The sequence below is a fragment of the Brevibacterium sp. CBA3109 genome, assembly GCF_040256645.1.
GTDB lineage: Bacteria > Actinomycetota > Actinomycetes > Actinomycetales > Brevibacteriaceae > Brevibacterium > Brevibacterium koreense.
Genome location: NZ_CP158281.1, coordinates 3337492 through 3363955 on the forward strand (window position 1 = coordinate 3337492; position 26464 = coordinate 3363955).

The 26464-nt window shown below is 64.0% G+C and carries 22 protein-coding genes; 14 read left to right on the forward strand and 8 right to left on the reverse strand.

What is annotated here, in order from left to right; all coding sequences use genetic code 11:
* Window positions 1-14 precede the first annotated feature (14 nt).
* From AAFP32_RS15250 to AAFP32_RS15275, 6 genes are all read left to right on the forward strand, one after another.
* Entirely contained in the window at window positions 15-932 is a 918-nt protein-coding gene (locus AAFP32_RS15250) for a RelA/SpoT domain-containing protein (protein ID WP_350269845.1), read from the forward strand.
* A 57-nt stretch (window positions 933-989) separates the two neighbouring features.
* Window positions 990-1868, forward strand: coding sequence for a DUF5926 family protein (locus AAFP32_RS15255; RefSeq protein ID WP_350269846.1), 879 nt, complete (start codon window positions 990-992; stop codon window positions 1866-1868).
* A 75-nt stretch (window positions 1869-1943) separates the two neighbouring features.
* A complete protein-coding gene (locus AAFP32_RS15260) occupies window positions 1944-2759 on the forward strand; it encodes a glycosyltransferase family 2 protein (RefSeq protein ID WP_101620599.1) in 816 nt (271 codons plus the stop codon).
* The gene (gene pheA, locus AAFP32_RS15265) at window positions 2756-3694 is read left to right on the forward strand and encodes a prephenate dehydratase (protein WP_101620598.1); all 939 of its coding nucleotides are present in this window, start codon (window positions 2756-2758) and stop codon (window positions 3692-3694) included. Before AAFP32_RS15260 ends, pheA begins: the two co-directional genes overlap by 4 nt.
* A 394-nt stretch (window positions 3695-4088) precedes the next feature.
* The gene (locus tag AAFP32_RS15270) at window positions 4089-5909 is read left to right on the forward strand and encodes an FAD-binding dehydrogenase (RefSeq protein ID WP_350269847.1); all 1821 of its coding nucleotides are present in this window, start codon (window positions 4089-4091) and stop codon (window positions 5907-5909) included.
* A gap of 2 nt (window positions 5910-5911) precedes the next feature.
* On the forward strand, window positions 5912-6724 hold the full coding sequence (locus tag AAFP32_RS15275) for an SDR family oxidoreductase (RefSeq protein WP_350269848.1): 813 nt from the start codon (window positions 5912-5914) through the stop codon (window positions 6722-6724).
* Between the two features lie 41 nt (window positions 6725-6765).
* Here AAFP32_RS15275 and AAFP32_RS15280 read toward each other — a convergent pair whose 3' ends face one another.
* Both AAFP32_RS15280 and AAFP32_RS15285 read right to left on the reverse strand, forming a co-directional pair.
* On the reverse strand, window positions 6766-7698 hold the full coding sequence (locus AAFP32_RS15280) for an NAD(P)-dependent oxidoreductase (RefSeq protein WP_350269849.1): 933 nt from the start codon (window positions 7696-7698) through the stop codon (window positions 6766-6768).
* Window positions 7699-7775: 77 nt separating this feature from the next.
* The gene (locus AAFP32_RS15285; RefSeq protein WP_350269850.1) at window positions 7776-8555 is read right to left on the reverse strand and encodes an enoyl-CoA hydratase; all 780 of its coding nucleotides are present in this window, start codon (window positions 8553-8555) and stop codon (window positions 7776-7778) included.
* Window positions 8556-8713: 158 nt separating this feature from the next.
* Here AAFP32_RS15285 and AAFP32_RS15290 point away from each other — a divergent pair, with 158 nt between their 5' ends.
* Both AAFP32_RS15290 and clpB read left to right on the forward strand, forming a co-directional pair.
* The gene (locus AAFP32_RS15290; RefSeq protein WP_350269851.1) at window positions 8714-10291 is read left to right on the forward strand and encodes a Na+/H+ antiporter; all 1578 of its coding nucleotides are present in this window, start codon (window positions 8714-8716) and stop codon (window positions 10289-10291) included.
* Between the two features lie 227 nt (window positions 10292-10518).
* Window positions 10519-13119, forward strand: coding sequence for an ATP-dependent chaperone ClpB (gene clpB, locus AAFP32_RS15295; RefSeq protein WP_350269852.1), 2601 nt, complete (start codon window positions 10519-10521; stop codon window positions 13117-13119).
* 126 nt (window positions 13120-13245) lie between these two features.
* Here clpB and AAFP32_RS15300 read toward each other — a convergent pair whose 3' ends face one another.
* From AAFP32_RS15300 to AAFP32_RS15310, 3 genes are all read right to left on the reverse strand, one after another.
* Entirely contained in the window at window positions 13246-14370 is a 1125-nt protein-coding gene (locus AAFP32_RS15300) for an HTTM domain-containing protein (RefSeq protein WP_350269853.1), read from the reverse strand.
* Window positions 14360-15151, reverse strand: a complete 792-nt coding sequence (locus AAFP32_RS15305) for a DUF5819 family protein (protein WP_101620593.1) — start codon at window positions 15149-15151, stop codon at window positions 14360-14362. Before AAFP32_RS15305 ends, AAFP32_RS15300 begins: the two co-directional genes overlap by 11 nt.
* Before the next feature lie 298 nt (window positions 15152-15449).
* Window positions 15450-16625 (reverse strand): CoA transferase, encoded by a 1176-nt coding sequence (locus tag AAFP32_RS15310; protein WP_350269854.1) that lies wholly within the window; start codon window positions 16623-16625, stop codon window positions 15450-15452.
* 253 nt (window positions 16626-16878) lie between these two features.
* Between AAFP32_RS15310 and AAFP32_RS15315 the strand changes: the two genes are divergently transcribed.
* Both AAFP32_RS15315 and AAFP32_RS15320 read left to right on the forward strand, forming a co-directional pair.
* Window positions 16879-17901 carry an agmatine deiminase family protein gene (locus tag AAFP32_RS15315; RefSeq protein WP_350269855.1) on the forward strand — a complete coding sequence of 341 codons (1023 nt, stop codon included), beginning with the start codon at window positions 16879-16881 and terminating at the stop codon, window positions 17899-17901.
* 182 nt (window positions 17902-18083) lie between these two features.
* On the forward strand, window positions 18084-18488 hold the full coding sequence (locus AAFP32_RS15320) for a hypothetical protein (RefSeq protein ID WP_101620590.1): 405 nt from the start codon (window positions 18084-18086) through the stop codon (window positions 18486-18488).
* Window positions 18489-18674: 186 nt separating this feature from the next.
* Here the strand turns inward: AAFP32_RS15320 and cls are convergent, their stop codons facing one another.
* Window positions 18675-20171, reverse strand: coding sequence for a cardiolipin synthase (gene cls / locus AAFP32_RS15325; protein ID WP_350269856.1), 1497 nt, complete (start codon window positions 20169-20171; stop codon window positions 18675-18677).
* A gap of 288 nt (window positions 20172-20459) precedes the next feature.
* Here cls and AAFP32_RS15330 point away from each other — a divergent pair, with 288 nt between their 5' ends.
* Window positions 20460-21158 carry an NUDIX hydrolase gene (locus AAFP32_RS15330; protein WP_350269857.1) on the forward strand — a complete coding sequence of 233 codons (699 nt, stop codon included), beginning with the start codon at window positions 20460-20462 and terminating at the stop codon, window positions 21156-21158.
* 34 nt (window positions 21159-21192) lie between these two features.
* Here AAFP32_RS15330 and AAFP32_RS15335 read toward each other — a convergent pair whose 3' ends face one another.
* The gene (locus AAFP32_RS15335; RefSeq protein WP_350269858.1) at window positions 21193-22050 is read right to left on the reverse strand and encodes an enoyl-CoA hydratase-related protein; all 858 of its coding nucleotides are present in this window, start codon (window positions 22048-22050) and stop codon (window positions 21193-21195) included.
* 32 nt (window positions 22051-22082) lie between these two features.
* Window positions 22083-23363, reverse strand: a complete 1281-nt coding sequence (locus tag AAFP32_RS15340) for an MFS transporter (RefSeq protein ID WP_350269859.1) — start codon at window positions 23361-23363, stop codon at window positions 22083-22085.
* A 160-nt stretch (window positions 23364-23523) separates the two neighbouring features.
* Here AAFP32_RS15340 and AAFP32_RS15345 point away from each other — a divergent pair, with 160 nt between their 5' ends.
* From AAFP32_RS15345 to AAFP32_RS15355, 3 genes are all read left to right on the forward strand, one after another.
* On the forward strand, window positions 23524-23919 hold the full coding sequence (locus tag AAFP32_RS15345) for a TM2 domain-containing protein (protein ID WP_350269860.1): 396 nt from the start codon (window positions 23524-23526) through the stop codon (window positions 23917-23919).
* A 162-nt stretch (window positions 23920-24081) separates the two neighbouring features.
* Window positions 24082-25665 carry an FMN-binding glutamate synthase family protein gene (locus tag AAFP32_RS15350; protein ID WP_350269861.1) on the forward strand — a complete coding sequence of 528 codons (1584 nt, stop codon included), beginning with the start codon at window positions 24082-24084 and terminating at the stop codon, window positions 25663-25665.
* Between the two features lie 65 nt (window positions 25666-25730).
* Window positions 25731-26300: a dienelactone hydrolase family protein gene (locus AAFP32_RS15355; protein WP_350269862.1), complete on the forward strand. Its 570-nt coding sequence runs from the start codon at window positions 25731-25733 to the stop codon at window positions 26298-26300.
* Window positions 26301-26464: the final 164 nt, after the last annotated feature.

Genomic DNA, 26464 nt, shown 5'->3' on the forward strand with positions numbered 1-26464 from the left:
GGAAGGTGACGAGGATGTCAGCAACAGTCCGCGAACTGGTCGACGAAGCCTACGAGAGGCGCGAGTCGACGTGGAGGGCCGCCCTGGAGACGGTCAACGATTGGGTCGAGGCCGCGTGCTCGGGTTCCGCGCTGTTGTCGGGCGAGAGAGTCACCGTCGGCAGCGGACGCATCAAAGACCGGCTTCGGGCCGGGGAGAAGCTGCGTCGGAAGCTCGCCGATGCCAATGACGAGATCCATGAGGCCGTCGAGGTCGAGAACCAGGTCATCGATGTCGTCGGTGCCCGTGCTGTATGCCGCACCGAGCGTGAGCAGACTGCACTGTGGGACCTCCTCACCGACAGCAATGACGAATCGAATCTCTCCGTCGCCGAGGTGCGGGACTATTCCGCCCAGCCCAAACCCTCCGGTTACCGTGGGCGCCATCTCATCATCGAAGTTCCCTTCGACGCCGAGCCGTCGGTGCTCGTTGAACTGCAGCTGCGCACAGTCATGCAGGATGCGTGGTGCGTGCTCGCCGAGGAACATCTGTTCAAACCCGGTCAGGCATTGAAATCAGATGCCCAGCAGGAGCGGCTCTCCGTCGTCCTCTCCGGGCTTCTGGCCCAGGCCGATGTGGTTGCCGGTTATATCGCCGACGATGTCGGTGCCTATCTGGGAATGGGGAACGCCTCACCGCCCCGGACGGTCACGAACGTCGAGGCCACAGCTGAGGTCCCGTCGATGGAGGTCACCATCCGCGAGCTCAATCATTCCTATGTCCTCGCCGCCGACGAGGTCGGTCGGCACGGGATCATCCGCTTGGAGAACCTGGGACTCACGCCGCAGAATCCCGAGAGATCGGCCTTCCCGAACCGGGGTGACAAACTGCAGGTGACGATGGATGAGTCGAACACCACCCGCTACTTCATCCCGGTCGCTTTGCAACGCTGATTCGCCTCGGCGAACGGGATGCGTCCTCAGTCGCCAGACCGACTAGACTTGTTTTCCATGGGTAAGAAGTCGAAGCGTTCCAAGGAAGATCTCATTGCCAAGCGTTTGGCACGTGCACAGGCCACGGCCTTCGTTGCGCGTCCGTTCGAGGGCCTGCCGTTCGAGGCGGACCTCATCTGCCTGCGGGAGCTGGTGCCGGCGGCGACCGCCTCAGCGAAGCTGAAGGAGGAGTTCGGTGGTCAGGAGATCACCGTCACCTCTCTGCTGCCCGCCGCATGGCAGGCCTGGCACCGTGAGGACGGCGAGATCCTGGCCGGCATGCAGGTCCCGGTGTCCTCCACCGATGCCTCCCGCGATGTCGCTCACGGCATCCTCGCCGCGGTCGAGGCTGCGCCTGGGACCACGATCGAGGCAACCACCGAACCCGGTCAGGGACCGCGTCTCCAGGACATCCTCGACACCGACCACCCGTTCGACATCCGCGTGCTCGAGACCTTCGAAAACTGGAAGCTGCCGGAAGCCGAGACCGACTCCGACGTCGCAGCAGCCCTCGAACAGGCCAACGACTCCATCTCTCCCACGGAGAAGATCGCCTCGGTGAAGTCCGCCTACTGGACCGAGATGTCCGGCCGCACCTACGTTCGCTGGGCTCGTCCCGAGGGCGAGGATTCGATCGTCGACGCTCTCGCGAGCCTGCAGGTCGAGGGCCTCAACGACCTCGGCGGTCCGGGAACATTCCTGGGATACTTCCGCGCGCACGGCATCGTCGTGCCCGTCTGGGAACTCGAGTTCGGCACGCAGGTCGATGACATCGAAGAGCCCATCGCCGAGTTCGGCAAGCGCCTTGACGCGGCTCTGAACTCCGGCGAGTCTCTGACCACCGAAGCACGCCGTGCACGCTCGGGCATCATTGCTCGCCAGCTGACCATCCACTGAGTTCCGTCGCCACGGCCACCGGCGAGTCACAATGCGACTTCGCCGGTGGTGACGGCGGACAGGAGAAGAGTTTCCATGCCCGAACAGTCGAATCCCGCACACCCTGATGCCTCCCCCGCGACTGCTCCGCGCGCGATCGCTGCGGTCATCCCCGCGATGAACGAAGCCGATCGGATCGCTGCGACTGTGAGAAGCACCAAGCAGATTCCCGGTGTCGACATCATCATGGTCGTCGATGACGGTTCCTCCGATGACACCGGCGCCCTAGCTCGCAGGGCCGGCGCCGAGGTGGTCACCCACCGCAAGAACAAGGGCAAGGCTGCGGCCATGATGACCGGCGCGTTCGCGATCCGCAATCGTGAGATCTCCGATGCGGATCCCGACCAGGTCCCGGACCATCGCGCCCTCCTCTTCATCGACGGCGACCTGGAGGATTCAGCACTCAACACGGCCCCGCTCGCCGCACCTGTCCTCGCCGGGGAGGCCGATATGACGATTGCGGTCCTGCCCGCGCAGAAACGCAAGGGCGGCGGATTCGGTTTCGTCGTCGGACTCGCGAAGAAGGGCATCGCCGAACTCAGCGGATTCGAAGCGACCCAGCCCCTGTCGGGAATGCGCTGCCTGAGCCGTGAGGCCTTCGACGCAGCGCTGCCCTTCGCCGCCGGCTGGGGTGTCGAGACGGCCATGACGATCGACGTCGTCAATGCCGGGCTGCGTGTCGAAGAGGTCGAATGCGAGCTGCACCATCGTGTCACGGGCAAGAATCTCAAGGCACAGATGCACCGCGCGGCCCAGTACCGCGACGTCGCGCGTGCCATTGTCACGCGCCGCCTCCATGCAAAGAAGCTGCGCGACAAGAGGCTGCGCGCCCAGAAGGAGTCGTCGAAGTGAGCGCCGATCGCTACGCCTACTTGGGCCCTGAAGCCACATTCACCGAGGCAGCACTTCTGCAGTATCTGGACTCCCACGGCTTGCGCTCGCGTGCTTCAACCCAGCCGATGCGCAACGCAGCCGCGGCCCTGGACTCCGTCCTCGACGGCGACTGTCTGGCGGCGGTCGTCCCGATTGAGAACTCCATCGAGGGCGGTGTTCCCGCCACCATCGACGCCCTGACCGATCACGGTCAGCTCCAGATCGTCGCCGAGGTGGTCGTGCCCGTGCGCTTCGTCCTGGCGGTGAAGCCGGGAACGGACCCGAGCACGCTGACCTCATTCGGTTCCCACCCGCACGGGGAGGCACAGGTGCGCACGTTCATGTCCGCGAACTTCCCCGATGCCGTCTACCTCCCGACCTCCTCGACGGCCGCAGCCGCACGGGACCTGGCCAACGACGCCGCCGACCACGTGGCAGCCGTGTGCCCCGCGCTGGCAGCCGAGCGCTATGGCCTCGAGGTCCTCGCCGATGACATCGGAGAACGCCAGGACGCCGAGACCCGCTTCGTCGTCGTCACTCGTCCCGGTGCCATTCCCGCGCCGACGGGATCCGATAAGACAACAGTCGTGGCCTCACTGCGCTCCGACCGCGCCGGTGCGCTGCTGGATATGCTCGAGCAGTTCGCCACTCGTGGTGTGAACATGTCACGCATCGAATCTCGGCCCACCGGTGACGGGCTCGGGCTCTATCAGTTCTCGATCGACCTGCTGGGCCATGTGCACGAGGCGAGAATGGCTGATGCTCTGCAGGGAGTCCACCGAGTGACCCGAAGCCTGAGGTTCCTCGGCAGCTATCCCAGTGCATCAAAGACCACGGCGCCCCTCGACCCGACGACGACGGACGACTCCTTCACTGCCGCCGCTGACTGGCTTGATTCGACGCTGAACGGCTAAGTCGCGGCCCGTTCGAGCTCGCCAAGTGCGTCTGAGTTCACCCGCACGCGTTGGCTGCCTGACCGGACCGCCTACCCGGACCACCTACCCGGACCGCCTACCCGCCGTGAATGTGGACTCGCGTTCGATATTCCTGCCACCATCGAACGCGAGTCCACATTGATGGCCGCTGTGTGGACGTCAGTTCCCTGTGACGGTCGTTGTCTGGGATCGAACGGTTTTGAACTGCGGCGTGGCCAACTGAAATAGGCCGATGGCATCCCGGGGGGACGCGGCGGACAGTAGTCTGAGTATGCACGGGTCGCACGGCCCCAAGAATTCGCAGCACCAGGTCGCACGGCCCCAAGAATTCGCAGCACCAGGTCCCACCCACACATCGACGAACGAGTCGCCCATGGGAACCACCTCTCCGACCGCCGCCCCTGACGAGGCTCTCAATTCTGACGAGGCCCTCACCTCCGAGAAAGCTCTTGCCCCCGACGGGACCGAGGATTACGACGCAATCGTCGTCGGGGCCGGCCTGGCGGGACTCGTCGCCGCCCATGAACTCAGTCTCGCCGGGAAGAGAGTACTCATTCTCGACCAGGAGAATCGTGCGAACCTAGGAGGTCAGGCCAATTGGTCCCTCGGTGGGCTATTCCTTGTCGACTCTCCCGAGCAGCGCCGGCTCGGTGTCCACGATTCTCTCGACCTGGCGCGCCAGGATTGGGCCACCTCGGCTGGCTTCGACCGGGACGAGGATCATTGGCCCCGGCAGTGGGCCGAGGCATATCTTGAGTTCGCCGCCGGAGATAAGCGCCGCTACCTGCATGATCTGGGGTTGCGCCTGACGCCGATCGTCGGCTGGGCGGAAAGAGGCGGGTCCGGGTCTTCCGAACATGGGAACTCCGTGCCGAGATTCCACCTCACCTGGGGCACCGGCCCTGAAGTGGTCCGGGTCTTTCGCGAACCGGTGGAGCAGGCGGAATCCGCAGGCCTCGTGACGATGGGTTTCCGGCATCGTGTCGATGAGCTCGTTGTCGAGGACGGCGGCAACAGCGATGGTGCGTCGGTCGTCGGGGTTCGCGGACGGACGTTGGCCCCCAGCCACACCGGCAGAGGGATCGCATCGAACCGCGAGGAGCTCGGAGACTTCGAACTCCGTGCCCCTGCGGTCATCGTCACCAGCGGCGGCATCGGGCACAATTTCGAACTGATGCGCCAGTACTGGCCGGCTGAGCGCCTCGGCGAATTCCCGCAGACGATGCTTGCCGGAGTTCCCGCCCATGTCGACGGTCGCATGCTCTCCATTGCTGAGGACGCGGGTGCGAGCCTGATCAATCGGGACCGTATCTGGGCCTATACGGAGGGCATCGAGAACTGGAATCCAGTCTGGCCGAACCACGGGATCCGCATCATTCCGGGACCCTCGTCACTGTGGTTCGACGCCGAAGGCAATCGCTTCCCCGCGCCGAACTATCCCGGGTTCGACACCAACCGGACCATGAAGACCATTCTGTCGACCGGTCACGACTACTCCTGGTTCGTACTCAACGAGTCGATCATCCGCAAGGAGTTCGCGCTATCGGGTTCGGAGCAGAACCCCGACATCACGAAGAAGGATTGGCGTGTGACACTCGACCGTGTTCGGTCCTCCGATGCGCCCGGCCCGGTCGAAGCATTCAAGCGATTCGGTCCCGACTTCGTCGTCGCCGACACCACCGAAGACCTGGTCACCGGGATGAACGAACGCTCCCGGGGGCCCGTCATCGATCATGACCACCTCGTCGACCAGATCGTCGAACGTGATCGGCAGATGGACCACACATTCTCCAAGGATGCGCAGGTGCAGGCGATCCACAACGCCAGGAACTACCTCGGCGACAAGATCGTGCGGGTGCAGAAACCGCACAAGATCCTCGACCCGGCCCACGGACCGCTCATCGCGGTGCGCCTGAGTCTGCTCTCCCGCAAGACGCTGGGCGGGTTGGAGACGAACCTCGATGCTCAGGTCATCGGGGCGAGCGGCACACCGATCCCCGGACTCTACGCCGCTGGTGAGGTCACGGGCTTCGGCGGTGGAGGAATGCACGGCTACAACGCGCTGGAAGGAACCTTCCTGGGTGGGTGCATCTTCTCCGGAATGCGCGCCGGACGATCGGTGGCGAGAAGCTCGGGAGCCGGCCGGACCGCATCCGAGGACGAGGGGGCTGAAGTGGATCGAGCGGGGCGCTGACCATGGCTGATACGGATCTCACTGTGCTCGTCACAGGCGGCTCCTCCGGCATCGGTGCCGCACTGGTCAGGATGCTGGCAGACAGAGGCTACACGGTCCTGACGACGAGTCGAGACCCGGAACGGGTCGGGAAGTCCCAGCGGGTCCCCGGCGTGCGTTATCTTCGCCTGGACCTCGCCGATCCCGACAGCGTCGAGGCCCTCGGGAACGAGCTCGCCGAGGTCGACGTTCTCGTCAACAACGCCGGCGAGAGCCAGTCCGGCCCTTTCGAAGAGCTTCCGCCCGAGGCCATCAACCGCCTGTTTCGGACGAATGTCATCGGGCCGGTGCGACTGAGCCAACTCGCCCTGCCCGGCATGCGCAAGCGGCGTCACGGCCGGATCATCATGGTCGGTTCCATGCTCGCAAGCTTCCCCCTGGCACATCGCAGCTCCTATGTCGCGTCCAAGGCCGCCCTGCGCGGATTCGCCACGGCCGCGCGCCAAGAGCTCTCACCGTTCGGGGTGTGGGTCAGCGTCGTCGAACCAGGGTCCATCGCCACCGGAATCGGCAACCGGCGGACGAAATATCTCGCCCCCGGCTCCGTCTACACCGACGATGTGACCACAATGCTGGGCCACCTCGACGACAATGAGCGGCGGGGAATCTCGCCCGAGACCGTCGCCGCAGTCATCGTCAAGGCCATCGATACAGCCAGACCCCGCGAATTCTATGCTGTGGGCAGCAGGTCGCCGCTGCCGTTCCTGCTCAAACGGGCACTTCCACGAAGTGTGGTGTCACGGATCATCGCAGGCCGGCACGGTCTCAACCGATGATGACTGCGAGGCCACTGCGATCGGCTATTGACCGAGGGCGGCTACTGGAACCGTGACGGCAAGAGGAACTGTGTCGTGGAGATTCCGAGCACTCGCTGCTGACGAGTGAGATTGTACGTGCGATCGTGCTGCAGGTACTCGACGAAGAACAGCTCCGCCCGATTGCCCCGATGGAAGAACGTCTTAATCTTCAACCCCAACTTCGCGGTGAACAGCGCCTTGTCCTTCGCGATCGCTTCGATGACGACAGGTTCGTACTCCATACGGGCGAAGTGAGTGGAGACCGCATCCTTGAGTTTGTAGGGAGTCGGATCGCCGATGTTGAACGGGCCCGAGGCCGAAGGCACGTCGACGCAGGCGATCGCCGCTCGCACCAGGTTGTCGATGTGGGTCAGGGTGATCTTCTGCCTGCCGCGGCCGGGAAGTCGCAGGACTCCCTTCCTTGCCACTCGGCTCAGGTGCGGCATCAGCATGGTCTCGCCGGGGCCGTAGACCGCGGCTGGCCGAAGGATGGCCGCGTCGGGGCGGATCCGCGTCACGAGCTGCTCTGCCAGAGCATGTGTTTTCGAATAGGCGTCATGGAAGTCGTTGGGGTCCTTGGGGCCGGCTTCTTCCCACAGGTCCGCGTGAGGCTTGTTCGGGGAGTAGACCGTCGTGGAGGAGATGTGCACGATGCGCGCCTTCGCGAATGCGTCGAGCACGTTCCGGGTCCCGGTGACCTTGACCGAGTACAGCTCATCATCGTCGGCGCTGACCTCAGAGATGCCTGCACAGTGAAAGACCGCTGAGGTCTTCGACGCCAGGGACTTCACTGCTTCGGAGGCGGGCTCTGTGAGGTCCCAGGCCTGGAAATTCACACCCGGGATCTCCGGATCGCGTCGCCCCAAGGCGTAGACGGTCTCATCTCTGCTTGTCAGGGCACGGGCGATGGCGCCACCGATGAAGCCGCTGGCTCCGGTCACGATTACCGCCACGTCTGATCCTCCATCATCGTCTGCAGCGTCTCATCCGGTTCATCCGAACGAGTACACAGTCATAGGAAATCACACTGTCAGTCCCGATGCTGCCACGCAGGTTCTCTTCTGTGCAGAAATGCGTCGATGCCCTCCTGCGCGTCAGGCGCGACGGCATTGCGCGCCATCACCTCCGACATGTGCGCATAGGCGTCCGCCAGGGGCAGATCACGCTGTTCGTAGAACGCTGCTTTGCCTACTGCCACTGTAGCCGACGAGGCTGACGCGACCTTCCGCGCCAGCTCGACGGTCGAGGCCTCCAGCTTGTCATCGGCAACCACATCGGAGACCAATCCGAACGTCAGCGCATCTCCAGCGCTGAGGAAGTCTCCGGTCAGCAGCATCCGCATCGCAGTCTTCGCCGGCACCGCCCGAGTCAGCGCCACCATGGGCGTGGAGCAGAACAGACCGATCTTCACCCCCGGTGTGGCGAAGCGAGCCGAGTGCGCCGCCACCGCCAGGTCGCAGCTGGCGACAAGCTGGCAGCCGGCTGCGGTCGCCACACCTTGGACCTGTGCAATGACCGGCTGCGGGATCGACTGAATCAGCTGCATGAGTTCAGAGCAGAGCGCGAAGGTCTCCTGCTGCGATTCCAGCTCGGCCCCACGGATCTCCGTGAGATCATGGCCGGAACTGAAGACATGTCCTGCGGTGGCCAGGATCACTGCACGGACATCGGTGCGCTGCCCCACCTCGGCGAGGGTGCCGATGAGCTCATTCATCACCGAACGCGACAGCGCATTGCGAGTCTCCGGTTCATTGATCGAAATCATCGCGACTGCGTCGTCGGCCACAGACAATACAATTGAGTCAGACATAACAGTATTCTGCCAAAATATCGTTGGTCCGGCGCGGAAACCTGGCATCGATTTCCTTCGAGGTCCTGACCTGGCGCCCCTCGTGGAGACGATGCTGACTGACATCGATGCCATTGTTCGAGCGCGCAGCACATGCCAACCATACCGAGGAGACGGCCATGACCACCCTGCTGATGATCATCGGATTCGGTGCCGCGACCAGCGTGGTCGTGGGCCTCGGCCAGAAGCTGCGCCTCCCCTGGCCTGCACTCATGGTGGTCATCGGCATCGCCGGCGCATTCATCCCCACATTCGCGCAGATCACCATCGACCCCGAACTCATCCTGCCCCTGTTCCTGCCGCCCCTCCTGTTCGCGGCCGCCCAGAAGACCTCCTGGGCTCTCTTCGCCATCCGCTGGCGCACGATCCTGGGCATGGCGGTCGCGCTCGTCGGCGTCACGGTGGCGGCCGTGGCCGGAACCGCGGTCCTCCTCATCCCCGGGATCACCATCGCCGCTGCGGTGGCGCTGGGAGCAATGCTCGCCCCACCAGACCCCGTCGCCGTCGATGCGGTCGCAGGAACCGTGTCGATACCTCGGCGGATCATGTCCACGCTGCAAAGCGAGGGGCTGTTCAACGATGCCGCGTCCCTCGTGATCTTCCAGACCGCGATGGCGGCGGCCATGTCCGGCACCGAGGTGGACTTCGGGCAGCTGGCCCTGTCCTTCCTCATCTCCGCGGTCATCGCCATCACCATCGGCCTCGTCGTGGTATTCATCGTGTGGTCGGTGATGGAGAAGATCGATCATACGATCGCCCGCTCCTCGCTGATGCTGATGCTGCCCTTCGGCGTCTACCTCATCGCCGAACATTTCCACGCCAGCGGAGTCATCGCCGTCGTCGTGGCCGCACTCGAGGTGCGCCGGCGCGATGTCGAGGGCAATTCAGCCGAACGCGTCACCCAGGCCTCGACGTGGCAGGTCCTCGAGATGCTCATCACCGGCATCGCCTTCGGGCTCATCGGCCTAGACCTGCGCATGGTCGTCGAAACCGAACAGGCCGGGCTCGGAGAAGCCGTGCTCGTGGGGCTCGCCATCGCCGGCGTCATCATCGCGGTGAGGTTCGGCTGGCTGCTCATCGGGACGGTGCTCGAGACCAGGCGGAAGGACGAGGACCCGGACGCAGCACCGCTGAATGTCAGGGATGCCATGCTGATGACCTGGGGCGGGATGCGCGGATTGGCCACCATTGCTCTGGCGTTGTCGATTCCTGCAACCACCGCGACCGGAGAGCCGTTCCCCGGCCGCTCCTCGATCCTCGTCGCGGCCGCCGTGATCCTACTGGTGACTCTGGTCCTGGCCGGCCTCACCTTCCCCACCATCGTCACCGTCCTTCGCATCGACGACGAGGCGCAGAAGGAGCGTGAGGATTCGGCGGAGATCGCGCGTCGTGCGTACAAGGCCGCGATCGACCAGATCAAGAACGACGACAGCCTGCCCGAGGAGGTGGCCGAGCCTCTGCGCGCACGCTTCAAGGTCCTCTACTCGCAGCTGCTGGGAACCTCGGACGACCAGGTCAGTTCGGAGCAGGCCGCAACGCTGAGGGAGCACCGCGAGGCGATGGTGAAGGTGCAGACCAAGGCACTGCAGTCCGCCCGCACGGAAGTGCTCAAGGCCCGGCGCGAACGCGGCACCGACCCGGAGATCGCCGACAGGGTGCTGCGCCGCTTCGACCTCCAATCCGTGCTGCTGAGGTGACGCGTGTACTCCTGAGGTGACGCGTGTACTCCTGAGCTGACGCCTGCCGGGCTTCCCCGTAATGACACATGCCGGGCTTCACCGTGGTGATGTGCGCGCCGAACGGCTCGGGTTCTCTCGCTTTTCAAAGTTGAGTGGAATAGACTCAACTTTATCGGTGTTGAACTCTTCGAGATCAATTCCTGTACACGGAACAGTTGCGAAGAACACTTGTGAAGGAGATGCGCATGGACGCACAGTTGACAACCAAATCACGCGAGACGGTTCAGTCCGCGATGAATGACGTCGTGGCTCGGCGAAACAATCAGATCGAGCCCGCCCACCTGGTCGCGGCTCTGCTGGAGCAGCCGGACTCACTGGCCTCAAACCTGGTGACAAAGGTCGGCGCCGACCCGAAGTCCGTTCTGGATTCGGTCCGCTCGACCATCGATGGCTTCCCCACCGTCAGCGGTCAGACCGTGTCCCAGCCGGGGCTGTCGCGTTCCGGACTCGAGATGATGAACCTCGCGCAGGAGGAGATGACCAGCCTCGGCGATCAGTTCGTGTCCACGGAGCACCTGCTGCTCGCGGCCGCCGCGGGTCAGGACGGAGCCGGTGAGGCGCTGCGCCGCGCCGGCGCCGGCCGCGACGCTCTGCTGGCTGCGCTGCCCGAACTGCGCGGGGGAAAGAAGGTCACCTCGGAGAACCCCGAGGACACGATGCAGTCGCTGGAGAAGTACGGCCTCGACCTCACAGCCACCGCGCGTGAGGGCAAACTCGACCCGGTCATCGGTCGTGACAAGGAGATCCGGCGGGTCATCCAGGTCCTCTCGCGACGGACGAAGAACAACCCCGTCCTCATCGGCGACCCCGGCGTCGGCAAGACCGCCGTGGTCGAAGGCTTGGCCCAGCGGATCGTGGCCGGTGACGTGCCTGAGTCCCTGCGCGACAAGACGCTGATCAGCCTGGACCTGTCCGCAATGGTGGCCGGGGCGAAGTACCGGGGCGAATTCGAGGAGAGGTTCAAGGCCGTCCTCGAGGAGATCAAGAACGCCGATGGCCAGGTCATCACCTTCATCGATGAGCTCCATACCGTCGTCGGCGCCGGCGCCACCGGAGACTCCGCCATGGACGCGGGCAATATGCTCAAGCCGATGCTCGCCCGCGGTGAACTGCGCCTCGTCGGCGCGACCACACTCGACGAGTATCGCGAGAACATCGAGAAGGATCCGGCCCTGGAACGCAGGTTCCAGCAGGTCTACGTGGGCGAACCCAGCGTCGAGGACACGGTCGCGATCCTGCGTGGGCTCAAGGAACGCTACGAGGCCCACCACAAGGTCTCGATCAACGACGGAGCACTCGTCGCCGCGGCCACCATGTCCAATCGCTACATCACCGGCCGTCAGCTGCCGGACAAGGCCATCGACCTCGTCGACGAAGCCGCGTCCCGTCTGCGCATGGAGATCGACTCGGCACCCGTCGAGATCGATGAGCTTCGGCGTGCGGTGGATCGGCTGAAAATGGAGGACATGGCCCTGTCCAAGGAAACGGACACAGCCTCGAAGGAGCGCCTCGGCGCCCTGCGTGCCGATCTTGCCGATCGGGAGGAGGAGCTGCACGCCCTCGAGGCCACCTGGGAATCCCAGAGGGCTGGTCTCAACCGGGTCGGCGAGCTCAAGGAGAAGCTCGACGAGCTGCGCTCTCAGGCTGACAAGGCTCAGCGCGACACGGATCTGGAAACGGCCTCGCGTCTGCTCTACGGGGAGATCCCTGCCGTGCAGAAGGAGATCGACCTCGCCGAGGCGGAGGAAGCCAACGCCGAGACCGAGACCGACCCGATGGTCAGTGATCGTGTCTCGAGCAATGACATCGCCGAGGTCGTCTCGTCCTGGACGGGCATCCCGGCGGGACGTCTGATGCAGGGCGAGATCGAGAAGCTGCTGGGCGCCGAGGATGTGCTGGGCAAGCGTCTCATCGGCCAGAAGAGCGCCGTGGCCACGGTGTCCGATGCGATCCGTCGTTCACGTGCCGGCATCGCCGACCCGGACCGTCCGACGGGCTCGTTCCTGTTCCTCGGCCCCACCGGCGTGGGCAAGACCGAGCTCGCGAAGTCCCTCGCGGACTTCCTCTTCGACGATGAGAAGGCCCTGATCCGCATTGATATGAGCGAGTATGGCGAAAAGCACACCGTCTCACGTCTCGTCGGCGCCCCTCCGGGCTACGTCGGCTACGACGAGGGCGGCCAGCTCACCGAGGCTGTGCGCCGTCGCCCCTACTCCGTCGTCCTCCTCGACGAGGTGGAGAAGGCACACCCGAGTGTCTTCGACATCCTGCTGCAGGTTCTCGACGATGGTCGTCTCACCGATGGTCAGGGGCGCACAGTCGACTTCCGGAACACGATTCTGATTCTGACCTCGAACCTGGGTTCGCAGTTCCTCGTCGATCAGTCTCTGAGTGTCGAGGAGCAGAAGGATGCTGTGTTGGGCGTCGTGCATTCGACGTTCAAGCCCGAGTTCCTCAACCGTCTTGACGACATCGTGCTCTTCGACGCACTGAGCACGGAGGAGCTGTCCTCCATCGTCGACCTGCAGATCCAGCGTCTGGCGTCTCGCCTGACCGAACGGCGAATCACGCTCGAGGTCACGGATGCCGCCGAGGATTGGCTCGCGCTCGAGGGCTACGATCCTGCGTTCGGCGCCCGCCCCCTGCGCAGGCTGGTCCAGCGCGAGATCGGAGACAAACTGGCCCGCGCTCTGCTGTCCGGCGACGTGGTCGACGGCGATGACATCGTCATCGGTCTGCCCGAGGATCCGGAGTCCAAAGGCCTGGAGCTGCGCCCGAAGCGATAGTCCGCCTCAAACGGTACGGGCTCCATCGAAGTTTCAGAGCACTGCTTTAAAGCGGAGCTCTGAAACTTCGATGGGGCCCTTTCCCTGCGAGCTCAGGAAACAACGGCTCGTGCGGCGCGCAGGCGACTAGCGCGAGGCATTCGCCTTCGCACGTTCCATCCCTTCGGAGGTCCATTTCCACCAGCGACTCACCAGCTTGTGGAGCTTTTCGAAGCTGCGATCGCGGATGAAGATGGCATCGACGGCAATCATCGTCAGCGAGAACCAGGGCAGTCCCATCAGCAGGGCGATTCCCAGGTGGAAGGAGAGGATGCCCAACAAGCCCACAATTCGCGTATACCGGTTGAACAGCATGAACGGGAACGCACACTGGAACAGGACCGAGCCCCAGGAGATGGCCACGACCATCGGACCCCAGGCGGTCAGCAGGTCCGAGAGCACCGGCCAGGTTCCGAACTGTTGAGTGTGCAGCGGGTTGTACACCGCGAATCCGTGCTGCCAAGCGGCACCGCCGGCCTTGTACAGACCGCCCGACATGTAGATCGCACAGACTTGGAAGGCCAGCACGACGATCGCTAAGTTGTTGGCCATGATGAGGGCCCAGCGATAGCTGCCTCCGTCGGTTTCCGGGAACTCCGGGTTCTGCTGTCTCTTGCGCTTGGCATCCAAGGACCACCGCCTGGTGGTGTCGGCGAAGAGCATCGCGATCATGAACATGCGATACGCATTGTCGCCCTGATCGCCAGCACTGTCGTTGAGCTCGATGAAGCTCACCCACAGGACCAGATAGAACGGCAGAACGATGCGAGTCCGCCATCCGAGGATGATGACGACGGCGAGAATGGCCAGACCGATGATCATGGCGGTGAACAACGGCGGGTTGGTCACCGCACGGTGGAAGAGAGAGAACAGCCAGATGTTCGGGAAGTCGCTCTTGGGGTCAGCGATCTCCCCGTTCCAGGCGCTGCCCACGCCGAAGGCATAGTGCCGGGCGCTGAAGTTCGTCAGCAGCAGGCCGAGTCCGGTCAGGCCGATGAGGATACGGGTCACCGCGAGACCGTACGTTGCGTGATAGCGACCGGTGAGCATCTCCTCAAGCCAGTCCCAGCCGCGCGAGATGCTCCCCAGGACGCGGGAAGCGACTGGAATGCGCTCGTTCGGATCCACTGCCGAATAGGAGGTCGCCCCGGACTTCGACTCCTGCACGCCGATCTCTTCACCCTTGACCCGGGTGTTCTTGTCACTGCTCATCTGCACACCTCACTTTGTCGGAGGCACAGAAGTACTCGGCGAACTCCACATCGGACTGGTGCGGTTCGGCCACCAGTGCTCGCCAGCCGACCGGCACCGGCTGAATGTTCGGCCGTTTCGCATCGTCGTTGTTGCGCTGTGCAAACGGCACTACATTCTGTCGGGCTGCCTGGTACTGGACGCGCTGGACGTCCTCACCCCAGATCGCTCTGGCCACCTGTGTCGCATAGGCCGTGGCCAGATGTTCGCTCTCCAGGTATCCGTCGACAGCACCGTCGGGATCTTCGTAGTCCCCCAGCTTCGTCGTCAGCCGGTCGACAGAGTCATCACCCTTGAAGTAGTCGAGCTTGACGATCGCCTTCTGGTCGTTGGGCAGGTCCTCCCACGATCCCTTGATGTCGGAGGCGACCCCGACGCCCAGACCGGCGGAGCGAGGAGGGAAGAGCTTGTAGGTCGAATGATCGAGTTCAACATCCGTGGCGCGCACCCAATCCGTGACCTCTTCACCGCCCTCGGCAGTCTTCACGACCGCGCGGACATCGAAGTAGTAGTCGCCGTTGATCGGCTCGGGAGCGAATACACTCCACGACTGACCCCACAGCGGAATCATGTACTCGGAGAGAAGGTCCCCGGGGATCACCTCTCGCGCCGTCGACGACGGAGCGATCCAGAGGAAGCTTGCGAGCAGATGAAAGGCTGTCAGCAGCATGGCCACAACCATCAGCGCGCGCTTGACGACCGACCGTCTGGCGGACTTCGTCTCAGTCTTGTCTGTATCCATCTCAGTCCTGGAGTCTGGTGCGCCACTTTGCGAAATCCGCCGTGACCAGAAGTGGACTGCTCAGGATCTCCCCAGTGACTAGGGTGCATTCATACAGACTCCAGGGTACGTCAGTGAATCCGGAAGTTCAGCCCGAGCAGCCCTGGTGTTTCACGAACCCAACCTGCCAGAACTTCCGGCAGAACGTCCGACAGAACGCCTGCCGAACGTCCGGCAGAACGTCTGGCAGAACTTCCGTGCAGCAACACTGGGTATGACTCTGAGCATGACCCCGGTAGTGACGGTGAAATGACTGCCCTCAGCGCTGGCTGCGCAACCAGTCCTTGACCACCTCGGTGCTGTCCCCCAGCTGTGGCGGAGCGAGATCGTAGCTCGGCGGAGTCTCGGACAAGCGGATCGGATTGGCCACCGTTGGGATCACCCGATCCCCGGCCCCCGCCTCGGCGACGGGCTCAAGACCCAGCGAGGTCGCCAGGTCGACACCCTGGGCGATCGTGTTGATCGGAGCACACGGCAGACCGGCAGCAGTCAGGATGTCGAACCATTCCTGGTTCGTCTTCTCACTCAGCGCGGCAATGAGTTCCGGTTCGAGTTCGCCACGGTTCTCGTTGCGGTCGGAGAAGTTCGCGAAGCGTGCATCCTCAGCCCACTCGGGATGGCCCAGCACCGCTGCCAGTGAACGGAACTGGTTGTCGTTGCCGACAGCGATGATGATCTGCCCCTCGGCCGTGGGCATCGGCTGGTAGGGGTACAGGCTCGGGTGGGCGTTGCCCATTGCCTGCGGGACGACACCCCCGGCCACATATGCCGAGGTCTGGTTCGCCAGCCCAGACAGTGCCGAGGACAGGAGGTTCGTCTCCACCAGCTGCCCCTCGCCGGTGTCCTTGCGGTGGGCCAGTGCCGCGAGGATTCCGACCGTGGTGTGCAGACCGGTGAACACGTCAACGACCGCCACGCCAGCCTTCACCGGACCCGACTCCTGCGACCCTGTGACGCTCATGAAGCCGGACAGTCCCTGGATCAGCAGATCGTAGCCGGGTTGCGGGTTGTCACGCCCGAACCCGGTCACCGAGGCGTAGATGACGCCCGGATTCTGAATCTTGACGGTGTCATAGTCGAGCCCGTACTTTGCCAGTCCACCGGCCTTGAAGTTCTCCACGAGGATGTCGGCCCGCCTAGCCAGCTCCTGCGCCAGGGCCAGCTCCCCCCCGTCTTTGAAATCGAGGACCACGGAGTGCTTGTTTCGGTTCGCCGTGAGGAAATACGTCGCATCATCGCCTCGCCGAGGTGGCGCCCAGTGCCGTGTATCGTCGCCGGTCCTTCCCTCGACCTTGATGACCGTGGCGCCGAGGTCGGCAAGCATCATCGTCGCGTAGGGCCCCGCCAACACACGTGAGAAGTCAGCGACGACCACTCCCGCCAACGGACCGGTCCCAGACCGACCGAACAATTCCTGCAGATCTTGCTGTTCCACGTGCTGCCTCCCATGGCGCGTTCGAGCCCTGATACCCAAGCGTTGTGTCTTCCACGCCAGACTATACGGACTCCTCCCACCCCGTCCGGGTAGGTGCGGAATCCGTTGACCCCCAGGAGCCGAACCTCGCTACACTCGGGACAAGCCAACTGCCGCCTGCAGCAGCGGGGAAGCTTCACGGAGCTGCAGAGCTCAACAGACGACGAGGCTCAACAGTCGCTCAGACACGAAGGGATGAACGATGACGTTTCATATGCCCGCGGAAACAGCCGCCCATGACCGCATCTGGATGGCGTTCCCGTCCTCCGGCTATGCCTTGGGCGATACCGAGGAAGAGGCCGAGGCGGCTCGCCGCACTTGGGCCGCGGTGGCGCGTGCCACCAGCGAGTTCACCCCGGTGACTGTTGTCGTCTCGACGTCGCAGACCGACAATGCCCGCCGCCACCTCGGCGAGGGCATCAACCATCCGATCACTGTGGTCAATGCCGAACTCGACGATGCCTGGATGCGCGACATCGGCCCGAGCTTCGTAGTTGACGACAACGGTGCACTGCACGCAGTGGACTGGGTGTTCAACGGCTGGGGCGCCCAGGAGTGGGCGACATGGGATCATGATCAGCACATCGGCCGCTTCGTCGCGAACCAGGCAGGAGTCCCCATCATCGATTCCCAGCTGCGCAATGAAGGCGGCGGCATCCACGTCGACGGGCAGGGCACCGTTCTGGCCACGCGCAGCGTGCAGTTGGATCCGGGCCGTAACCCCGACCTGACCGAGGCCGACGTGGAAGCCGAATTCGCCCGCACGGTCGGGGCGAAGAAAGTCATCTGGCTCGAGCACGGCCTCCACCGCGACAATCAGACCTTCGGCACCCGCGGCCACGTCGACATCGTCGCGGCCATGCCCAGCCCGGGCGTCATCCTCATCCACGATCAGCGCAATCCCGAGCACCCGGACTTTGAATTCAGTCAGGCGCTCAAGACTCAGTTCACCACCGAGACCACAGCCGAGGGGCAGCCCTTCGACGTCGTGACGATCCCCGCCCCCGAAGCACTGCGCGATGATGAGGGGTGGGTCGACTACTCCTACGTCAACCACCTCGTGACCAACGACGGGGTCATCGCCTGCACCTTCGACGATCCGATGGATGCCGAGGCGGTCTCCGTGCTCGAGAAGGTGTACCCGGGACGCAAGGTCGTCGGCGTCGATGCTCGCGAACTCTATGCCCGGGGCGGCGGAATCCACTGCATCACCCAGCAGCAGCCCACAGTGGGCTGATCACCGAAGAACTGTCTCTTCTCCCCAAACCTGAGACTGTATTCTTTCACTGAGGAACCATCTGCAGTATATGGTGGTGAACCAGGACACAGTGCCGATGCGCACGACCGTCGATCATCGTCGGTCTGTGCACTCACACGTGTTGCATGCAGTCACGGCAAGCTGAGAAGGAGAGCAGGAAAATGAAGAAGCGATTGATTCTCCTGGCTGGTCTGGGAGTCGGTTACGTACTCGGATCACGCACCGGACGTCAGAGCTACGAGAAGCTTAAGGCCCAGGCACAGGATCTCTGGACCGACCCGCGAGTGCAGGACACCGTTGAGAAGGCCAACCAGTCGATCCGCGACAAGTCCCCGGCCGTCGCCGATGCCGTCCAGACGGCAGCCGACAAGGTCAACTCCGCGGCGGGGACAGGTGCGACAGGCACAGGAGCCACCGGAGCTGGTGCAGACGCCACGGACAGCAAGTCCACTGGCACTGCAGGCAGCAAGCCCACGGGCGCCGCGGAGGCCAAGGACGATGTCATCGCTGACCCCATGCGCGACATCGACGATGAAGGCCCTGCCGGACTCACTGAAGACGCCTGAGGCTCTCACATCTGAGGCTCTCACCTGCACCGCTCGAGGGTTGTTACCCACGGCGGCTGAACCGCGATCGCGAGCAGCAGGTGACAACGCTCCCGCACGCTGATCCAATGTGCGGGAGCGTTGTCATGTCCGGCGCAGTACGCCACGAGCCCTCAGCAACGTGACTAGAGCAGTGAGCTCGTGAGCCTAGAGCAGTGAGCTCGTGAGTCTGGCGACGTTCTCCACATATTTGTGCAGCAGCGGCCGATCGTTCCAACGTTCGGCGTCGAGCTCGACGGAGTTCGGGGCGTAGCGCTGCGCTTCGAGGTCGTACATCCGCTGGGTGAACTCCTTATCGACGATGAACATGGTGACCTCCATGTTCATCGCAAACGATCGCTCATCCATGTTCGACGACCCGATGATCGACACTTCATCATCGATGAGGAGGAACTTCGAATGCAGGACGGTCGGGGCGTGGTACAAGAAGATTCGGACACCGGCTCGCACCAGATCGGCGTAGTAGGACTGTTGGGCCCGCTGCGTGACCCAATGGTCGCTCGTCTCTCCCACATACAGGCGCACGTCGACTCCGGACCGGGCCTCAGTCGTGAGCGCGTGCATGAGCGATTCGTCGGGCACGAAGTACGGTGAGCAGACGACGACGCTGCGGTTCGCATTGTAGATGAGGTGGTTGAACAAGCGCAGGTTGTTCTCATCCTCGAACCCTGGCCCCGACGGCACCACCTGCGCCTGGATACCACCGTTCTGCGGTGCCTGGGGTTCTCTCCGTGAGGGTTCGTCGAAGAGCTCGCCCGTCTCCGAATACCAGTCCGTGACGAAGACTGCATCGAGTTCATCGACGACTGGGCCGGTGCACTTCAGCGACAGATCCTTCCATTGGAAGCCCTTCCTCCGGTTGCGCCGCTTGTTATACGACCGGTCGATGATGTTCTGTGATCCGGTGAAGGCAAGGACTCCATCTACGACGAGGATCTTCCGGTGATTGCGCAGATCAGGTCGCTGGTACTCGCCCTTCCAGGGGCGGATCGGCAGGGCCCGGCGCCACGCCACTCCCGAGGAGTTGAGCCTCTTGACCAGCTCCGAGTAGCCCGGATATCCCAGCGAGCCCAGATGATCGATGAGGATTCGGACCTCCACCCCACGCGCGTGCGCCGCCAACAGCGATTCGAGGAGCCGCCTCGTCGTGTCATCGATGGCGACGATGTAGAACTCGAAGTGGACGAACCTCGTGGCCGCGTCGATCTGGTCGGCCATCGCCTCCATGCATGCGTGGTTGTCGGTGTGGAGTTCGAAGGAGTTGCCGTGCGTCATCGGCAGTGCGCCCAGATCGTAGTTCAGCTGCGCTGCCGTCCTCAGTGGTTCCGGCATGTGGGCCGAGTCGCCGATGATCGCCTGATCATCGGTCTGGTCCCGGAAGACGTCGTTGACGAGCACCTGTTTGTCCCGCCGCCGCTTCGGGAGCTTGGAGGAGCCGAGCAGCAGGAACGCGAGGATTCCGACATAGGGGATGAGGAAGATCGCGAGCAGCCAGCCGAGTGCGACCGAGGGTCTGCGGTTGTGCGGAATCCAGCCCAGCGCGACGATGCGGATGATCATGTCGATCGCCAGGAGTGTGAAAATCAGCCAGTTGGGCCACGCCTGGTCGATCGTGAAGAAAGGATAGCTCTCCAATCCGCTCATTTCCGCACTCTTCCGGTCTGCGGGCTGTCGACGACCGGCGCGTGCGCCGATTCTCAAGATTCAGCTCTCAAGCTGACTTGAGAAGTTCACCGTCGTTCTCCTCCGGCACCATCGTATCCTGCCGCATGAATCCTCAGATGGTCGCCCCGGCAGACAGTGACGGAGGTCATTCGCGACCCGACCACGCCCGTTCTGGCCCCGCCGGGCACCCACCCCACCTCCGCCCGACGCAGCAGTCAGCGTCATAATGAGAGGTGACGACCAGACACATAAGCGAAGGTGCTGACAGTGATTCGAGATATCTCCCCCGAGGGGTCCGACCGTTCGGACCTCGCCGATTCCTCCAGCCGCGGACCCGATGTCCCCGACCCGACGGCCGTGCCGGTCAGACCCGCCGTCAGCGTGCTCATGATCCGTGATGGCAGCACCGGGCTCGAGGTCTTCGTCCAGCACCGGGTGTCGACGATGGACTTTGCCGCCGGCGTAGTCGTCTTCCCCGGCGGTCGCGTCGATCCCATCGATGAGCAGACCGGGACATCAATCGAGGTCCCCGACCCGCAGACCCATCAGGCGGCGTGGAAGGACTCCACCATCGCCGAGGTGACCGACGGTTGGCGCATCCTGCTCGCCGCCGCTGTGCGTGAGGTCGAAGAGGAGACAGGTGCCGTGCTTGACCCGGCGGGACTGAAGCCGTGGGCGAACTGGGTGACCCCGGCTGGGCGGCCGAAACGATTCGACACCTACTTCTACGCGCTCTCGGCCGGTGACGTTGAGTCAGCTCAACATCAGACCACCGAGGCGCATGCGAGTGAATGGATGTCGGTGAGCGAGATTCTGACCGCCGAGACCGAGGAGCGTCTCAAGTTGATGCGCCCGACACTCGTGCTGCTGCGCGAACTCGATACGTTCGACACCGTCGCCGAGGCGGTAGGATCTGACCGGACCATCGACCCCGTCCGCCCGGAGTTCCCCGGCAAACACGGCTGAACCACGGCCGGCCGCCACAGCCGATTCGCTCGCCTCAGCCCTTCGACCTCTTGGCCATGCGCGCCAGCCGTTCTGTGACGACCGCGCGCTGCTCATCGGTGCCGATGAGCGAGGCCAGCGCCTCCTGCTCCGCATCGAGGCCAGTGGCCAAGTCGGCTTCATAGGAGAGGTCGACGAGCTTCTTCGCCCAGACAAGTGCCGAGCGTGATTTCCCCGCGATGTCGGCGGCAAGTTCGAGTGCCCGCGCGACCGGGTCCTCGGCCAGTTCTTCGACGAGACCGATCCGCAGCGCCTCCTCGGCTCCGATGGCCTCACCTGTGGCGATGAGCTTCTTCGCCATTCCGGGCCCGACCAGGCGCGGCAGAAGCTGAGTCCCGCACATGTCCGGAATGATCCCCCATTTGATCTCCATCAGCGAGAGTTGGACGTCGGGGCCGGCGATGCGAATGTCGGTGCCCAACGCGATCTGCATCCCGCCGCCGAGAGCCGGGCCTCTGAGTCCGGCGATGACGGGCACCTCGATCAGGGACCACACATGCACGGCCTTCTGGGCCAGCGCCCGAGCGGATCCGAGGCGCTCACTGACGTCGACGGCGCTGCCGGTCGGTGATGCATTCCCCACCCCCGCCTCGGCGGCGGAAGCGGTTGCCGTGCCCTCATCTGCGAGCCGGGACATTTCGGTGAAGTCCAGCCCGGCACTGAAAGCACGCCCGCGACCGGAGAGCACGACGGCCCTGACCTCAGTCGATTCCTTGAGCGCACGGCCGACCTCGACGAGGTCTTCGAATACCTCTCTGGTCAGTGAATTGAGCTTCTCAGCGCGATCGATCTCCACGTGGGCGACGCCCCGATCGATCGTATAGGTGACGTTCGAATGTGCTGCGTGGGGCATGAAGTCCTCCGGTTCTTAAGCTGAACGAATGATCAGCTGCGTTTCTTGAACCCTATCGAAGCCCCGCTCAGGGTCAAGATCAGAACGGCGAGCAATGAGGTCATGCACATGACGACCACACCCGGCCACGCGAAATCGGTGAACAGAACCGCCGACAGCCAGGCTCCCAGGCTGGTGCCCAGATAGTAGACGGTGAGGTAGATGGCCGCTGACCGGGTGGAGTCGACACCGGGCCGTGAGGCGCTGGCTGATGCGGATGCACCTGTGTGACCGAGGAAGAAGCCGCCGGTGAGCAGGGACATGCCGATGATGATCACGGGCAGAGAGTTCACGAGCGTGAGCCCGGCGCCGACAAGCGCCATGACCATCCCTATCAGCGTCAGCGAGGTGCGCGAGAACTTCGTGGCCAAGCGCCCGTAATACGTGGTGACGAGGGTGCCGACCAGGTAGATGAGGAAGAACAGGGCGACCGCACCTTCGCTCAGACCCCAGGGATCGTGCTGCAGCCGGGTGCCGAGCATCGTGAAGGACCCACCGAAGACGATCATGCACAGGAAGCCAGTGAGGTAGATTCGCCACAGCCCCGATCCCAGCGGAATGATCGCGCGCCGAGGCGGCTGGACCGAGTCCGCGACCGCCGAGGTGTCCGACTCGACCGCCGAAGACTGCTTAGCCGTCGACGGTTCCGCCGCGGTCGCCGAGGCTTCCCGTGCAGCGATCGCCCGCGTGGTGGTGAACAGATCGTGGCGGAGCAGCCAGACGACGATGACTCCGAAGACCAGCGAGACTGCCGCTGTGAACGCCAGGCCGCCGTGCCAACCCAGGATCTCAGCGGCAAGACCGGTCAGCAGCCGGGACGAGAGCCCACCGATCGTATTGCCGGCGATGTAGACGCCGATCGCGCCGGGCAGCGCCGCCGCCGGCAGTCGCAGCGAAAGATAGGCCATCGCGGTGGCAGGTACGGCAGCGATCGCCACACCCTGAAGGAAGCGCACGACGATGAGCAGTTCGGGGCTCGGCATAAAGGGCAGAAGGAGTGCGAGGAGCGCGGCCAGGACTACGCCGCCGGCGATCTGCCTGGCATGCCCGATGCGCGGGGCCAGCATGGAGAACGGAATGAGGAAGACCGCCATGGCGACGTTGGTGGCGGAGACCGTCAGACTCGCTGTGGGGGCATCGATGTCATAGGCACCACGGATGGCCGGGAGGAGCCCCTGCGTCTCGTAGAGCACGAGGAAGACAGAGACTCCGGCCAAGAACACTGCCGCGGTGGTTCGCCGAGTACTCGTCGCGCTCGGCTCACCAGTACTCATGAACCCCACGCTATGCCGACACTGAGGAAAACCCCAATGCGCACACACCCATGGGTTTCCTAGGCTGTACTCAGGTCCCCCACCTGACGCCCGTCCCCCGGCTCTTCGCGGTACGCCCACCGCATCACGGAGAGCGGCAAAGCATGAGAAGGAGAAGACCGTGCCCGTGTCGTCTCTGGCCCCCGACCGGCCTTCCAGCGACTCCTGTCAACGGCCGGACTCTGTGAACGGGTCCGCGCAGGAACACGCCAATCGCTCCTTCTTCGTCACCTGGGTCCTGTCACTGACGCTGGGATTCCTCGGTGCCGACCGCTTCTACACGGGCCGTTTCGCCACCGGCGGACTCAAGCTCGTGACCCTGGGCGGCTTGGGCCTGTGGTGGATCGCCGACCTCGTCATCGTCATGGCCGGCGGTCTTCGCTATTCCGATCGTCCCCTGAGCGGCTATGACTCCTCGAAGGAGATCGCGTGGATCGCGACGGGTCTCCTCCTCATCGTCGGCTATTCCCTGCGGCTGGACCAGGTCATCGCTGGGCTGCTGACCCAGCCTTTCTGAGCGCATTGACCGTTGCCAGGACCCCAGCTGTCCTGCCAACATTGCACCTTGCTGCTCTGAGGACACGCCACCGTGCACGTTTCCCGGAATTTAGCCCACCCTTTCCTGAAATCCCCGTCATCTCGGTCTAGGCTCGCATCAAGTACAGACCGAGGAGGCTCAATGCAACGACAGTTCCCCAGGGTTCGTCTGGTCAGCAATGACTCGACTGGAAAACGGGCAGCTCAGGCCGCCGCAGCCGTCTCAGCGCTCGGGCTCGGCGCCCTCGCCGCCTGGGACGTAACCCAGAAGAAGCACTCGATTCTGCGCAACTACCCGATCGCGGGCCACGCACGGTTCCTGCTGGAATCGATTCGTCCCGAGATTCAGCAGTACTTCATCGAACGGAATTGGGATGGGCGCCCGTTCAGCCGTGACACCCGCACGACGATCTACGAACGCGCCAAAGGCAAGCACTCAGAACATGCCTTCGGCACCGTGCATGACGTCAACCGCACGGGCTATGAAGCCCTCATGCACTCCACGGTTCCGATCACCAATTCCCCGACCCCGCCCCGGGTGCGAATCGGCGGCAAGGAATGCACGCAGCCCTATGACATCTCTCTGCTCAACGTCTCGGCCATGAGCTTCGGGTCGCTGAGCAACAACGCGGTGCGCGCCATGAATAAGGGTGCCGCCATGGGCGGCTTCGCCCACGACACCGGGGAGGGTTCGATCTCGCCCTACCACCAGGAGTTCGGCGGCGACCTGATCTGGGAACTGGGCACGGGGTACTTCGGCTCCAGAACGCCCGAAGGCGAATTCGATCCGGAGGTCTTCGCCAGGAAGTCACAGGACCCGCAGGTCAAGATGGTCTCACTCAAGCTCTCACAGGGCGCCAAGCCCGGCATCGGCGGTGTCCTTCCGGGACCGAAGGTCACCGAGGAGATCGCGGAGATCCGCGGCATCCCCGTCGGCAAGACCTGTGTGAGTCCACCGAATCACCGGGTGTTCTCCACGCCGATCGAGCTTCTGCAGTTCATCGCGAAGATGCGCGAGCTCTCCGGCGGCAAGCCCGCCGGCTTCAAGCTCTGCGTGGGTTCGCGCACCGAGTTCCTCGCCATCTGCAAGGCGATGGTCAAAACCGGGATCACGCCGGACTTCATCATCGTCGACGGCTCCGAGGGCGGCACCGGTGCGGCACCACTGGAGTTCGAGGACCACGTCGGCCTGCCGCTGACGCAGGGCCTGATGATCGTGCACAATGCGCTCATGGGTGCGGGTCTGCGCGATCAGATCAAGGTCGGCGCGTCCGGGAAGATCGCAAGCGGCTCCGATATCGTCAAGCGCCTCGTCCAGGGCGCGGATTTCACGAACTCGGCCCGTGCCATGATGATGGCCGTCGGCTGCATCCAGGCTCAGGTCTGCCACACGGGCAAGTGCCCCGTCGGCGTAGCCACGCAGGATCCTCGCCGGGCCCGCGCCATCGATGTCCCCGACAAGTCGACCCGTGTGAAGAACTACCATGAGAGCACCGTCGCCGAGGCTGTGCGCCTGATGGCATCAATGGGGGCAACACACCCGAATGAGCTGGAGCCCACGATGCTGCGCCGCAACGTCTCGGCGTCCGAGTCGTGGTCCTATGCCCGACTCTACGACTGGCTCAAGCCCGGCGAACTGCTCAACGGCGCTCCCGACGACTGGGCCGATGACTGGAAGACGGCCCAAGCCGACTCCTTCGCCATCCCGCACGGCCACAGCCGCTGAGTCAGCCGAGCTGCTGCCCGAGCTACGGCCCGAACTGGATTCAACTGACGAGACAGGAGACCGCCATGACAACCCTCGTTCTGCTCCATTCCGCGTTGGGCAAGACTCCCGGCATCGATGCGATCGCCGAGCGCTACACCACTGCGGGCCATGGCGTGGTCGCCCCCGACTTCTATGAGGGGCACACGTTCACCTCGGCCGATGCAGGGGTCGGCCACGCGCAAGAGGTCGGGTTCTCACGGCTCGTCGATCGGGTGACCGCGGCGTGTGCTGATCTGCCGGATGAGATTGTGTTCGCCGGCCTCTCACTCGGGGCCGGCATCGCCCAGCAGATGGGCAAGAACGATTCACGTGCACGCGGTGCGCTCCTCTTCCACGGTGGCGGCTTCCCCAAGCCGACACGGTGGCAGGAGGATGTGCCCGTCCAGATCCACTTCGCCGTCGACGACGAGTGGCGGGATGCGGGAACACCGGAGACCCTGATGGAATCAGCCGCCCGAGCAGGTGCCCAGGCGGAGTACTTCCTCTACCCGGGAGCGACCCATCTCTTCAGCGACCCACTGGTCGACGACTATCGCGAGGACAGTGCGCAGCTGCTCCTCGACCGCAGTCTGGCGTTCCTCGAACGGGTCTGACTCCCACGACTCGCCCCACCCAAAGAACCACCCAAGCAACCAAGCAACCAAGCAATCAACTTCGAGAGCAGATCGCAGCGCCGAGGGCCGACCGCAGCGGCCAAGGCCGACTCCCTGAAGTCGCCCGTCGCCGCTGCGGTCTGCTCTCGGCGATTGCGTGGCCG

Bases quoted from the DNA above. Each gene is read 5' to 3' on its own strand.
- AAFP32_RS15250 (WP_350269845.1), top strand. From the start codon at position 15: ATGTCAGCAACAGTCCGCGAACTGGTCGACGAAGCCTACGAGAGGCGC.
- AAFP32_RS15255 (WP_350269846.1), top strand. From the start codon at position 990: ATGGGTAAGAAGTCGAAGCGTTCCAAGGAAGATCTCATTGCCAAGCGT.
- AAFP32_RS15260 (WP_101620599.1), top strand. From the start codon at position 1,944: ATGCCCGAACAGTCGAATCCCGCACACCCTGATGCCTCCCCCGCGACT.
- AAFP32_RS15270 (WP_350269847.1), top strand. From the start codon at position 4,089: ATGGGAACCACCTCTCCGACCGCCGCCCCTGACGAGGCTCTCAATTCT.
- AAFP32_RS15275 (WP_350269848.1), top strand. From the start codon at position 5,912: ATGGCTGATACGGATCTCACTGTGCTCGTCACAGGCGGCTCCTCCGGC.
- AAFP32_RS15285 (WP_350269850.1), bottom strand. From the start codon at position 8,555: ATGTCTGACTCAATTGTATTGTCTGTGGCCGACGACGCAGTCGCGATG.
- AAFP32_RS15290 (WP_350269851.1), top strand. From the start codon at position 8,714: ATGACCACCCTGCTGATGATCATCGGATTCGGTGCCGCGACCAGCGTG.
- clpB (WP_350269852.1), top strand. From the start codon at position 10,519: ATGGACGCACAGTTGACAACCAAATCACGCGAGACGGTTCAGTCCGCG.
- AAFP32_RS15300 (WP_350269853.1), bottom strand. From the start codon at position 14,370: ATGAGCAGTGACAAGAACACCCGGGTCAAGGGTGAAGAGATCGGCGTG.
- AAFP32_RS15305 (WP_101620593.1), bottom strand. From the start codon at position 15,151: ATGGATACAGACAAGACTGAGACGAAGTCCGCCAGACGGTCGGTCGTC.
- AAFP32_RS15315 (WP_350269855.1), top strand. From the start codon at position 16,879: ATGCCCGCGGAAACAGCCGCCCATGACCGCATCTGGATGGCGTTCCCG.
- AAFP32_RS15320 (WP_101620590.1), top strand. From the start codon at position 18,084: ATGAAGAAGCGATTGATTCTCCTGGCTGGTCTGGGAGTCGGTTACGTA.
- cls (WP_350269856.1), bottom strand. From the start codon at position 20,171: ATGAGCGGATTGGAGAGCTATCCTTTCTTCACGATCGACCAGGCGTGG.
- AAFP32_RS15335 (WP_350269858.1), bottom strand. From the start codon at position 22,050: ATGCCCCACGCAGCACATTCGAACGTCACCTATACGATCGATCGGGGC.
- AAFP32_RS15340 (WP_350269859.1), bottom strand. From the start codon at position 23,363: ATGAGTACTGGTGAGCCGAGCGCGACGAGTACTCGGCGAACCACCGCG.
- AAFP32_RS15350 (WP_350269861.1), top strand. From the start codon at position 24,082: ATGCAACGACAGTTCCCCAGGGTTCGTCTGGTCAGCAATGACTCGACT.
- AAFP32_RS15355 (WP_350269862.1), top strand. From the start codon at position 25,731: ATGACAACCCTCGTTCTGCTCCATTCCGCGTTGGGCAAGACTCCCGGC.